The 13,160-nt window shown below is 51.7% G+C and carries 7 protein-coding genes and 1 rRNA gene; 1 reads left to right on the forward strand and 7 read right to left on the reverse strand.

Annotated features, from left to right (window positions below):
- Both VJY99_RS02955 and metH read right to left on the reverse strand, forming a co-directional pair.
- A partial coding sequence (locus VJY99_RS02955) for a Na/Pi cotransporter family protein (RefSeq protein ID WP_324116172.1) occupies positions 1-1,563 on the reverse strand: 1,563 nt, incomplete at its 3' end.
- Between the two features lie 193 nt (positions 1,564-1,756).
- A complete protein-coding gene (gene metH / locus VJY99_RS02960) occupies positions 1,757-5,440 on the reverse strand; it encodes a methionine synthase (RefSeq protein ID WP_324116174.1) in 3,684 nt (1,227 codons plus the stop codon).
- Between the two features lie 310 nt (positions 5,441-5,750).
- On the opposite strand from metH, the gene iclR reads away from it, so the two are divergent.
- On the forward strand, positions 5,751-6,584 hold the full coding sequence (gene iclR, locus VJY99_RS02965; RefSeq protein ID WP_324116175.1) for a glyoxylate bypass operon transcriptional repressor IclR: 834 nt from the start codon (positions 5,751-5,753) through the stop codon (positions 6,582-6,584).
- An 81-nt stretch (positions 6,585-6,665) separates the two neighbouring features.
- Here iclR and aceK read toward each other — a convergent pair whose 3' ends face one another.
- The 5 genes from aceK to rrf all read right to left on the reverse strand — a co-directional run bounded on the left by aceK (position 6,666) and on the right by rrf (position 13,141).
- Positions 6,666-8,399, reverse strand: a complete 1,734-nt coding sequence (aceK, locus tag VJY99_RS02970; protein ID WP_324116177.1) for a bifunctional isocitrate dehydrogenase kinase/phosphatase — start codon at positions 8,397-8,399, stop codon at positions 6,666-6,668.
- Between the two features lie 79 nt (positions 8,400-8,478).
- The gene (aceA, locus tag VJY99_RS02975) at positions 8,479-9,786 is read right to left on the reverse strand and encodes an isocitrate lyase (protein WP_324116179.1); all 1,308 of its coding nucleotides are present in this window, start codon (positions 9,784-9,786) and stop codon (positions 8,479-8,481) included.
- A gap of 152 nt (positions 9,787-9,938) precedes the next feature.
- Positions 9,939-11,537, reverse strand: coding sequence for a malate synthase A (aceB, locus tag VJY99_RS02980; RefSeq protein WP_324116181.1), 1,599 nt, complete (start codon positions 11,535-11,537; stop codon positions 9,939-9,941).
- Positions 11,538-11,795: 258 nt separating this feature from the next.
- Positions 11,796-12,725 (reverse strand): homoserine O-acetyltransferase MetA, encoded by a 930-nt coding sequence (metA, locus tag VJY99_RS02985; protein ID WP_324116183.1) that lies wholly within the window; start codon positions 12,723-12,725, stop codon positions 11,796-11,798.
- 300 nt (positions 12,726-13,025) lie between these two features.
- Positions 13,026-13,141: ribosomal RNA gene (gene rrf / locus VJY99_RS02990) — 5S ribosomal RNA — on the reverse strand.
- Positions 13,142-13,160 lie beyond the last annotated feature (19 nt).

Consider the following 13,160-nt stretch of genomic DNA (forward strand, 5'->3'; position numbering starts at 1 on the left):
CGAGTTCAGACGCTTCATGTCCCCGAGTAAACCGAGGTGCAGCGAGCTGGTTTCGATACTCTGCACGTTTTGTTGATGCAGGCGATCAACGTGCGCATGTGAGAAACGACGATTCAGAATACGGAAACGATGTTTGTTACGGCGCAAACGGCGAGCACTGTTTACATCTGCGGAGAAGAATACCGACAAGCTGAGTTTCAGGTTACTGGTGAGCTGCTGAAGCAGAATATTCAGTTCTTTCAGGCCATCAGATGAGAACGCCCGGCGTGCAGCTAACGATTTATCTGCCACTTCGCTACCCATGCGTTCGAGAATATCCGCCGCCTGTTCGAGGTTTAGCGACATCTCAATAATTTCCGCCCACCGACGCGATTCGACTTCTGCCAGCTCCTCTTTTTGCATCTGTGCCATGTACAGTTTGATCGCGGTGTACAGCACATCGACATCATCGGCGAGCTTACGCAGCTCTTTCTCCTGACGCGGTTCACCGTGCATCACCTTGCTCCAGGTATCCAGCATTTGCTCGAGTACGTCCCCCATACGTAAGGTTTCACGCGCCGCGTTTGACAACCCAAGCGCCGGGGTATCCAGCGCGGTGACATCAAGATGTTTGGGTTTCATGCGCGTATCAAGTTCAGGCACTTCGCTAATCACGCTACGGCAGAAACGGGCCATCGCACCAGCAAACGGCACCATCGCCAGGCAGCGAATCAGGTTATAGAAAACGTGGAAATAGATAACCAATTCAGATTCTGGCTGCGAGAGTTTTTGCATCGTGTCCGCCAGAACGTGAATGAACGGCAGCACAATCACCCCACCCACCAGCTTGAAGAGCAGGCTTCCAAGAGCAACACGACGAGCCGCTGCATTTGCGGTGCTGTTATTGAGCATCGCCAGCAGACCAGAGCCGAGGTTGGCACCAATCACCAGACAAAGTGCTACATCAAACGAGATGATGCCAGCCGACGTCAGTGTGGCAGTCAGTAGTACCGCCGCCAGGCTGGAATAACTGATGATGGCGAACATCGCGCCAATCAGTGCATCAAGCATGATATCGCCAGTCAACGAGGCGAAAATCACCTTCACCCCAGAGGCTTGCGTTATCGGCGTCACGGCGGCAACAATCAACTCCAGCGCCAGGAGAATCAACCCAAGGCCGATACCCACGCGCCCAAGTTGCCCCGCCCGCGTCTGTTTACGGCTGAGGAAGAAAATAACGCCAAGGAAGATGAGTAACGGCGATAACCAGGAAAGGTCGAAGGTCAGGATACGCGCCATCAGCGCAGTCCCCACATCAGCCCCCAGTACAATGACCAGTGCAGGCGTGAGTGCGACCAAATCCTGGGCAACAAACGATGTCACCAGCATGGTGGTAGCGTTGCTACTCTGAACGAGTGCTGTGACACCAATACCCGCACAGAAGGCGAATGGTTTTTTTTCAACACTGCGGCTGAGCACGCTACGGAGATTGGCCCCATACACTCGCATGATGCCGGTACGCACAATGTGCGTTCCCCATACCAATAATGCCACCGCAGAAAGCAGATGCAGTAAAGTAAGCACACGCTCTCCTGGAAGTGATTAGTTAAGAAATTCCTTCTCTTTCCAGTATATACGGAGAAGTCTACTGATCGAGCGTAGGTCCCACAGCCAGTTTGAACTCGGACAGCGCACAACCCCGGAGCGTACACGTAGTCCGTGACGAGGGCGAGCACTGCTCAGGATCAAACTGGCTAGTAAACCAGGTCGAAGCGAACTAGTCTGCGTCGTAACCCAGATTCGGTGCCAACCAGCGTTCAACGTCGGTGACGGTCATCCCTTTACGACGCGCATAATCTTCCACCTGGTCGCGTTGAACCTGCGCTACGGCATAGTATTTGCTGTCTGGATGGCTGAAGTACCAACCGGAAACCGAAGCACCTGGCCACATAGCGTAGGACTCGGTCAGTTTCATGCCGACGACGTTTTCAACATCCAGCAATTCCCAGATGGTCGCTTTTTCGGTGTGTTCCGGACAAGCCGGATACCCCGGTGCCGGGCGAATCCCTTGGTAGTTTTCGCGGATAAGATCCTCGTTGCTGAGGTTTTCTGTCGGCGCGTAGCCCCAGTAAACCTTACGCACGCGCTCATGCAGATATTCCGCAAAGGCTTCCGCCAGACGGTCAGAAAGCGCTTTCACCATGATTTTGTTGTAGTCATCGTGCTGTGCGTCGTAACCTTCTGCCAGTGCGTCTTCTTCCATACCACCCGTCACTGCAAACGCACCGATATAATCCTCTTTGCCGCTATGTTTTGGCGCGACAAAATCGGCCAGACAGTAGTTGGCAAAACCGACTTTCTCGGTCTGCTGACGTAGATGGTGCGCCACAGTCTGTACCTGGGTACGAGATTCATCGCGATAGATTTCGATATCATCATCGACACGGTTTGCCGGGAACAGTCCCACCACGCCGCGCGGCGTCAGGAGTTTTTCCGTATGCAATTTGTCGAGCATATCGTTGGCATCTTTAAACAAGCGCTGCGCTTCTTCACCCACCACTTCATCTTCAAGGATGCGCGGGTATTTCCCGGCCAGCGACCAGGTCATAAAGAATGGCGTCCAGTCGATGTAATTACGCAGCGTTTCAATGCTGGCCGTCACTTCCTGTACACCCGGGCGATGTGGAACCGGTGGCGTGTAGGATGCCCAATCAAATGCCAGGTCGTTTTCACGCGCCGCAGCAAGTGTGACCGGCGGAGTGCGCGGTTTTTTACGGCCATGCTGGGTACGCACGGTGACATATTCTTTGCGGGTGCGAGCAACAAAATCGTCGTGCTGAGTAGATGACAGCAGGGCCGAAACGACACCTACGGTACGTGAGGCGTTCTGTACGTAAACCGTTGGACCACTGTAGTTCTGCTCGATTTTCACCGCGGTGTGCGCTTTAGAGGTCGTCGCACCGCCAATCAGCAGCGGCAGCGTAAAGCCCTGGCGCTCCATCTCTTTGGCGACGTTCACCATTTCGTCCAGCGACGGCGTAATCAGCCCAGAGAGGCCGATAATATCCGCACCCACTTCACGCGCGGTTTTCAAAATTTTCTCGGTTGGCACCATAACGCCAAGGTCGATAATTTCGTAGTTGTTACATTGCAGCACCACGCCAACGATGTTTTTTCCGATGTCGTGGACATCGCCTTTCACCGTGGCGAGCACGATTTTACCGTTGGTTGAGCCTTTTTCTTTGCTGGCTTCGATGTAAGGTTCGAGATACGCCACCGCTTGTTTCATCACGCGGGCAGATTTCACAACCTGTGGCAGGAACATCTTACCTTCGCCAAACAGGTCGCCGACCACGTTCATACCGGTCATCAGCGGCCCTTCAATCACTTCGATCGGGCGGGCAACTTGCTGGCGTACTTCTTCGGTGTCAGCTTCGATAAATTCGGTAATGCCTTTGACTAGCGAGTATTCGAGACGTTTTACGACGTCCCAGCTGCGCCACTCAGCTTTCTGCGCGGCCGCGCCATCGTCGCTTTTGCTGCCGCGATATTTTTCGGCTAAATCCAGCAAACGCTCAGTGCCGTCATCACGACGGTTGAGGACCACGTCTTCAACGGCATCTCGCAGTTCAGCAGACAAATCATCGTAAATTGCCAGTTGCCCGGCGTTGACGATGCCCATGTCCATGCCGTTACGGATGGCGTAATACAGGAACACGGCGTGAATCGCTTCGCGCACCGGGTCATTACCACGGAAGGAGAACGACACGTTCGACACACCACCGGAAATCATCGCATGAGGCAGTTCGCGTTTGATGTCTTCGCACGCGCCGATAAAGTCCTGGGCGTAGTTGTTATGTTCTTCGATACCGGTCGCAACAGCGAAAATATTCGGGTCGAAAATAATATCTTCTGGCGGGAAACCGACGTCTTCGGTAAGAATTTTGTAGGCGCGGCGACATATGTCGATTTTGCGCTGGCGAGTATCGGCCTGACCCACTTCGTCAAACGCCATCACCACCATGGCGGCGCCGTAGCGGCGCACCAATTTTGCGTGATGGATAAACGCCTCGACTCCCTCTTTCATGGAAATCGAGTTAACAATGCCTTTGCCCTGAATACACTTAAGGCCTTTTTCGATGACGTCCCATTTCGAGGAGTCAATCATGATTGGCACACGAGCGATGTCTGGCTCACCCGCAATCAGGTTGAGGAAACGCACCATCGCCGCTTCGGCGTCGAGCATCCCTTCATCCATATTGATGTCGATGATTTGCGCGCCGCTTTCTACCTGCTGAAGCGCAACTTCCAGCGCTTCATTATATTTTTCTTCTTTGATCAGGCGTTTAAATTTGGCAGAACCCGTGACGTTGGTACGCTCACCGACGTTAACAAACAGGCTGTCCGCGCCAATGTTCAGCGGCTCAAGACCCGCCAGACGGCAGGCAACGGGGAGTTCAGGTAATTTACGTGGTGCAACCCCTTCAACGGCTTTGCTCATCGCAGCGATGTGTGCCGGAGTGGTACCACAGCAACCGCCGATGATATTCAGGAACCCTGCGTTTGCCCATTCGCCAATCTGGCTCGCCATCTCAGCGGCATCGAGATCGTATTCACCAAAGGCATTGGGCAGACCGGCGTTCGGGTGCGCGGTGACATAGCAGTCAGCGATACGTGAAAGCTCTGCGACATACTGGCGCAGTTCATCTGGCCCCAATGCACAGTTCAGGCCGAAGCTCAGCGCATCTGCATGGCGTAATGAGTTATAGAAAGCTTCGGTAGTTTGGCCGGAAAGCGTACGGCCTGAGGCGTCAGTAATGGTGCCAGAGATCATGATTGGCAGATCGACACCCAGCGCTTCAAATTCGGTTTTAACCCCAAAAATAGCCGCTTTGGCGTTCAGGGTATCGAACACCGTTTCAATCATTATCAGATCTGCACCACCTTCCACCAGCGCACGAGTGGATTCACGGTAGGCATCCACCAGCTGATCAAAGGTGACATTACGAAACGCGGGATCGTTAACGTCCGGGGAAATAGAGGCGGTACGGTTGGTTGGGCCCAGAACACCTGCCACATAGCGTGGTTTTTCTGGTGTGCGAGCAGTCCACTCGTCAGCGCATGCGCGGGCAAGTTTTGCCGCTTCGTAGTTAATTTCTGCCGACAGGGATTCCATTTGGTAATCCGCCATCGCGATGGTCGTTGAGTTGAAGGTGTTGGTTTCGACGATGTCGGCACCGGCTTCAAAATAGGCGTAGTGAATGGCGGCAATGATTTCCGGTTTACTCAGCACCAGCAAGTCATTGTTCCCTTTCAGGTCACACGGCCAGTCCGCAAAGCGCTCACCTCGGAAATCGCTCTCATCAAGACGGTAACTCTGGATCATGGTTCCCATACCACCATCCAGTACCAAAATACGTTCTTTCAACTGCTCATGCAGTTTTTCTAAATTATTGCTCACTCTCACTCCCACCTGTTTACCCAAGCCAGTCAGCCCAACAAGTCATACTGTCACAAGTTGTAATATACCCAAAATAATTCGAGTTGCAGAAAAAGCGACCAGGCCGTAAGTCCCCGGGAGCATAGTGAACTATGTGACCGGAGCGCACGGGTGCAGTCAACGCATCTGCAACTTGAAGTATGAGGGTAGAGTCGCAAAGCAATAGAACATGAGACATGTTCACCTAACTGATCCGATGAGTCCAATGCAGGTTGCATTATCTTCAAATAAAACGAAAATGATTTCCACGATACGAAAACAGGAGTTAGTTATGGTCGCTGCCGTTCCCGCCAAGCGTGGAAAAAAACCGCGCACAGCCACCGCCACTGCGCCACAGCCTACCGGGCAGGTTCAGTCATTAACTCGCGGTTTGAAACTGCTTGAATGGATTGCCGAGTCTCATGGTAGCGTTGCGCTCACTGAACTTGCACAGCAGGCTGGCTTACCTAATTCAACGACTCATCGTCTGCTGACGACTATGCAGCAGCTTGGCTTTGTTCGCCAGATTGGTGATTTAGGTCACTGGACGATTGGCGCACACGCGTTCGTCGTCGGCAGTAGCTTCCTGCAAAGCCGTAATCTTCTGGCAATTGTGCACCCGATGCTGCGCAAGGTGATGGAAGATTCCGGCGAAACGGTGAATCTGGCCGTGCTCGACCATAGCGATCACCAGGCGATTATTATCGACCAGGTACAATGCGCCCAGTTGATGCGTATGTCCGCCCCTATTGGCGGCAAATTGCCGATGCATGCGTCGGGTGCCGGAAAGGTGTTTCTTGCCAATCTAAGTGACGATCAAGTTGTGACTTTGCTGCATCGCAAAGGTCTGCACAGTTACACTCCTGCGACGCTCACATCCCCGCTGCATCTGAAAGAAGATTTGGCGCAAACCCGCAAACGCGGTTATTCATTTGATGATGAAGAACATGCTCTGGGCCTGCGTTGTGTCGCCGCATGTATTTTTGATGAGCATCATGAAGCGTTTGCCGCCATTTCGATTTCCGGGCCGATTTCGCGCATTACGGATGACCGCGTCACTGAGTTGGGTGCGTTAGTGATTAAAGCGGCGAAAGAGATAACTCAGGCGTACGGTGGTGGGCGATAGAGCTATTCTTTTGCCCGTGAATCCCCAGTCACTGACTTGAGTCAGTGACTGGGTGAGCAAGTGCAGCCAACGCATTTGTTGTCAGAAAGATGATGGGTAGCGCTGGCAGAACCGTTGGCGCTTGCGATAGGCAAACACATCTTCTACGTGACCGTTGCGGATACGCTCCTGCAACGTGCGCCAATAATCGGCGCGAAACAGGTCACTGTGCATCTCATCAAACAGCTGACGGATACGCGGGTCGGCGCATAAATAGTGACGGAACTCTTCGGGGAATACATCGCCCGCCGCTACGCTGTACCACGGTTCGGCGGAGAGTTCATCTTCTGGATAACGCGGCGGCGGTACGTCACGGAAGTTCACCTCCGTCATGTAGCAAATCTCATCGTAATCGTAGAACACGACACGCCCATGCCGGGTGACACCAAAGTTTTTAAATAACATGTCGCCGGGGAAAATATTCGCGGCAGCAAGTTGGCGGATGGCATTACCGTACTCTTCTACCGCATCGCGCAACGGCTGCCCTTCTACTTGCTCCAGCCACAAATTCAGCGGCACCATTCTGCGTTCAATATAGAGATGGCTGATGGCAATATGGTCACCCAGATCGGTTAATTTTCCTGGGACTTCCTGATACAACAACTCCAGCAGTGGTCGGCTAATCTGATGTTTTGACAGCACAAAGTTTTCAAACTCTTGGGTATCGGCCATACGACCAACGCGATCGTGATCCTTAACCAGCTGATAGCACTCACGCACCCGTTCGGCAGTCACCTCTTTTTGCGGGGCAAATTTGTCTTTAATGACCTTAAAGACCCGGTCAAACCCTGGGAGCGTAAACACCAGCATCACCATTCCACGGATACCGGGCGCTTCAATGAACTGCTCGTCAGCCGCAGCAATATAGGTCAAGTATTCACGATAGCTTTCGGTTTTACCGTGTTTCTGGCAACCAATCGCCATATACAGTTCAGCGGTCGTTTTACCCGGTAATAACTCACGTAGCCATTCAACCAAAGCGGCAGGCTGTGGGGCATATACCATGAAATACGATCGCGCAAAGCCGAAGACAATACTCGCCTCGGAGTTGCTGGTCAGACAGGTATCAATCACTAAAAGCCCATCATCCGTACGATGAATGGGGAGCAAAAAAGGTACTGTCTCGGTCGGCAACACCAGCTTTCCAACCAGCCAGGCGGCCTTATTGCGATAAAACAGTTCGTTGGCGATGTCCAGGGAAGCATGCTGCAAAACATCCGCACCAAAGGTTTCTGTCAAATGCGCAATGATGTAACCCACATCACGCGCTAAATCTTGCCATGGCAGCCGTAAGGGCAAGTCTCGGAGTAAGGTGCCCAAAAGGGGTTGCCATCCTGAAGTGGGAATAAATGTCTTAGACAGCGGACGAGGAATCGCACGAAAGCGCTTTTCATCCTGAGAACTGAAGATAAAAAGCCGCTCGGGAGATAACGAGCGGTGGTCGAAGAGGCGACAATAAACGGAATTGAAAAAGCTCTCGGCGATTTCAAAACGAGGGTAATCGGGCAACAACTGGGTGTACTGCGCTTTGACGCGCAATAAAAACTCGTCGTCAGTATTGTGACCACCCGTAATGCAGCGTAATTGCTCCACCACCAAGCCCACGTGGTGATCATAAAGATGGATGCGACTTTTCATCGCCCGCTGAACCGCATGCCAGTCTGCTTGCTCGAAGCGCTGCTGCGCTCCGGCAGTTATTTCCAGAAAGCGACCATATTGCGCGTCAAAGCCTTGCAAGATGGTGTGCGCAATTAACAGTTCCAGCCTACGTGTCATACTTTACCTCACAGCAAAAAAACGGCGGATGATGCGCTGCTTATCCGCCCTACGCAGACCCTTAGGCTGGTTCCTCACATCAGAATTGTTCTTCTTCCGTTGAGCCGGTCAGTGCGGTAACTGAAGATGCGCCGCCCTGAATAATCGTCGTCACGCGGTCAAAATAGCCGGTGCCAACTTCCTGCTGATGGGAAACGAAGGTGTAGCCTTCTGGTGCTTTGGCAAACTCTGGTTGCTGCACTTTCTCAACGTAATGTCTCATTCCCTCGCCCTGCGCGTAGGCGTGAGCCAGGTCGAACATGTTAAACCACATGCTATGGATGCCTGCCAGCGTAATGAACTGGTATTTGTAGCCCATCGCTGACAGTTCCTCCTGGAATGAAGCAATGGTTTTATCATCCAGATTTTTCTTCCAGTTAAACGATGGCGAACAGTTGTAAGCCAGCAGTTTTCCAGGGAAACGGGCGTGAATGGCATCAGCAAAACGGCGTGCCTGCTCAAGGTCTGGTTTCGACGTTTCACACCACACCAAATCAGCGTAAGGCGCGTAAGCAAGGCCACGGCTAATTGCCTGCTCAATACCTGCACGGGTACGATAGAACCCTTCTTGTGTGCGTTCGCCAGTGATGAATTCGCGATCGTATTCATCGCAATCTGAGGTGATTAAATCAGCGGCGTCAGCGTCAGTACGAGCAATCACCAGTGTCGGTACACCCATTACGTCAGCTGCGAGACGTGCTGCGACTAATTTCTGAATGGCTTCTTGAGTCGGTACGAGTACCTTGCCACCCATATGGCCGCACTTCTTCACCGAAGCTAATTGGTCTTCAAAGTGAACGGCTGCTGCACCGGCCTGAATCATTGATTTCATCAGCTCGAATGCATTGAGTACGCCACCAAAGCCTGCTTCAGCATCGGCGACGATCGGCAGGTAGTAATCGACATAGCGCGGATCACCCGGCTCGATATTTGATGCCCACTGGATCTGATCGGCACGACGGAAAGTGTTGTTGATCCGATCGACCACCGCTGGAACGGAGTTTGCTGGATACAGCGATTGATCCGGGTACATGCTGGAAGCCAGGTTCGCATCTGCCGCAACCTGCCATCCTGAAAGATAAATGGCTTCAATGCCTGCTTTCGCCTGTTGTAACGCCTGCCCGCCAGTTAACGCACCCAAGCTATTGATATAACCTTTTTTCGATTCGCCGTGCAGCAAGCGCCACATTCTGGCTGCGCCGTTTTGTGCCAGGGTACATTCTGGATTCACCGAGCCGCGCAGCTTGATGACTTCTTCTGCGGTATAAGGGCGCTTAATACCTTCCCAGCGTGCTTGAGTCCAATCTTCTTGTAATTGTTGGATTTGTTGAGTGCGTGAGGTTTTCATTGCAGATGCTCCATATGCTGCCCGGTTTTCCAGGCGTTATTGTTGCTGGCAGTTTGGACACGGCCTGCGCGCAAGAACCGAAACGTACATGTAGTACATGAGGATTCTGAGCACAGCCCGGGTCCAAAATGGCAAATAAAATAGCCTGGAAATCAGGCAAGCAGGCGGTAGCCTGGCAGTGTCAAAAAATCGATTAAGGTGTCAGAGGTGGTGATTTGCTCCATCAGACGAGCAGCTTCATCAAAGCGCCCCTGGCTGAAACGCTCGTCACCTAACTCCTCCTGAATAACGAACATCTCTTCGGCCAGCATTTGGCGGAACAGCGCCTTAGTCACCGTCTCGCCGTTACTCAACGTTTTTTGATGATGAATCCACTGCCAGATTGAGGTGCGTGAGATTTCTGCGGTGGCGGCATCTTCCATCAAGCCATAAATCGGCACGCAACCATTGCCGGAAATCCATGCTTCGATGTACTGCACCGCAACGCGGATATTGGCCCGCATACCTTCTTCTGTGCGCTCGCCAGGACACGGCTCCAGCAGTTGTGCTGCGGTAATCGGCGCATCTTCTTCACGCAAAATCGACAATTGGTTTTTATCGTCGCCCAACGCATTGCTAAAGACTTCCATCACCGTGTCGGCAAGACCTGGATGCGCAACCCATGTGCCATCGTGGCCATTGGTGGCTTCCATTTGCTTATCGGCTCTCACTTTGTTGAGTACCCAGTCGTTACGTTGACTGTCTTTACTCGGGATGAACGCTGCCATGCCCCCCATAGCGAAAGCACCCCGGCGATGACAGGTTTTGATCAGCAAACGTGAGTAAGCATTCAGGAACGGTTTGTCCATGGTGACCGACTGCCTGTCCGGCAGGATGCGATCCGGATGATTCTTCAACGTCTTGATGTAGCTGAAGATGTAATCCCAACGCCCGCAATTCAGGCCAACAATGTGATCGCGCAGCGCATGCAGGATCTCATCCATCTGGAATACTGCTGGGAGCGTTTCAATCAGCAACGTCGCTTTAATGGTGCCGCGCGGCAGGGAGAAATGATCTTCGGTAAAGCTGAACACTTCGCTCCACCAGGCCGCTTCCTGCCAGGATTGTGTTTTTGGCAGGTAGAAATACGGGCCGCTACCTTTTGCCTGCAGAGCATCCACGTTGTGGAAGAAGTAGAGCGCGAAATCAAACAGGCTGCCAGGAATGGGATCATCACGCCAGGTGACGTGTTTTTCCGGTAAGTGCAGGCCACGCACACGGCAGACTAATACTGCCGGATCAGGTTTGAGCTGGTAAATTTTCCCGGCTTCGTTAGCCCAACTGATCGTCCCGCGGATGGCATCGCGCAGGTTGATTTGCCCGTCGATAACTTTGCTCCAGCTTGGAGCCAGAGAATCCTCAAAGTCAGCCATGAACACTTTGACGTTAGCATTCAGCGCGTTAATTACCATTTTTCGTTCGACTGGCCCGGTAATCTCAACACGGCGATCGAGTAAATCGGCTGGAATCCCGCGTATAGTCCATTCTGATTCTCGAATGGAACTGGTTTCCGAAATGAAATCGGGAAGCTTACCTGCGTCGATTTCAGCCTGTTGAACGGTGCGCGCCGCCAACAGCATATTACGTTGCGGTGTAAAGCGGGTGACGAGTTCGCTGAGAAACTCTACTGCATCAGGCGTCAGGATCTGCCGCTCTGGTTCACCAAATGGCTGGCTAAAGGCCAACTCTGCGCTAACTGTCTGTTGTGTCATTGGATTTTCCCCTCGTCTTATCCCGTCGATACTGCCAAATGGATCTGGTCCGTCCAGCGTCCGGTTTTCACTCAACAGTGTTAAGACTACTTCATGATTTTTTAAAATCAAAAACAATTTCCATTTTTGTAATTAAAATCATTCATCGCATTGATATATATGAAGTTAAATATTATTCAGGTAGGGAATGCGTTTTTAGAAAATAAAAAAGGCACCCGTAGGTGCCTTGATCTCAGAGCTGGTGGGATGCTGAAACGCTTAATCGAGCGTTGGGTTCATATGACGCAGATCGAATGGTGTTATCTGGTAGACATAGTAGTTTAACCAGTTGGTGAACAGTAAATTCCCGTGGCTACGCCATGTAGCATGCGGCTTTTTCTGCGGATCGTTATTAGGGAAATAGTTATACGGCACATCAGGATTCAGACCCGCTTCTACGTCGCGGAAATACTCACCTGAAAGGGTATGTGCATCATATTCCGGATGACCCGTAACAAAGGCAATACGCTTGTCTTTGCTGCCAAACAGATATGCATCCCCTTCTTCAGATTCAGCCAGAACTTCGAGATCGGTGTAGTCACGAATCAATGTTGCAGGAAAATCAGCGTAGCGTGAGTGTGGCGCCAGGAAGGTGTCATCGAAACCGCGAGTTAACAGGGCATGTGGGTAAGTGAGGTTATGTGCATACACTCCAGACAGCTTTTCTTTGCGCGTTTGTTTAGGGATACCGTAGAGAATATTCAGTGCAGCCTGCACAGCCCAACAGACAAAGAGCGTTGAGGTCACGTGATCTTTGGCCCAGTGAATCACTTGTTCGATCTGCGGCCAGTAGGCAACATCATTAAATTCAACCAAACCGAGTGGGGCACCAGTGACGATCAGACCATCAAAATTTTCGTCCTGAATATCGTCGAAATTACAGTAGAAATTATTGAGATGCTCAGTCGGTGTATTACGGGATTCGCGGGAATCGACACGCAACAGTTGTACGTCAACTTGCAAAGGAGAGTTAGAGAGCAGACGCAAAAACTGGTTCTCGGTCTCAATCTTTTTCGGCATCAGATTAAGTATGAGCACTTTTAGCGGACGGATCTCCTGGTTGCTGGCACGCGATGTTGTCATGACAAAGACATTCTCATCACGCAGGAAATTGACTGCTGGTAACTCATCCAGTACCCGAATTGGCATAACCTTACTTCCTCACAGCATACGTTTAAACGTTTAGACATCCAGATAGCTGAAGATAACTCGACCTTTGTCAAATGTCGAGTGTTCATAAGATAGTTGAAAATGTTTCACTTAAGAACAAGGTTTTCATACGGTGGATTATGCTTGTTAATAACAGTTTTAGTAGTGAAATATAATGAGGGTACTGGGGAGGTTTTACAGGTTGGCTTGCATGACAGGGGGGGGCCAGCGGGGGTTCTGTGTCTGACACAGACAGCAAAAAGCCCTGCACGTCAGTACAGGGCTTTTTGCTTAATTGGAGCCTGGCAGTTCCCTACTCTCGCATGGGGAGACCCCACACTACCATCGGCGCTACGGCGTTTCACTTCTGAGTTCGGCATGGGGTCAGGTGGGACCACCGCGCTAGTGCCGCCAGGCATATTCTGTTTCATCAAC

Source organism: Buttiauxella sp. (assembly GCF_035271705.1).
Classification (GTDB): Bacteria; Pseudomonadota; Gammaproteobacteria; order Enterobacterales; family Enterobacteriaceae; genus Buttiauxella.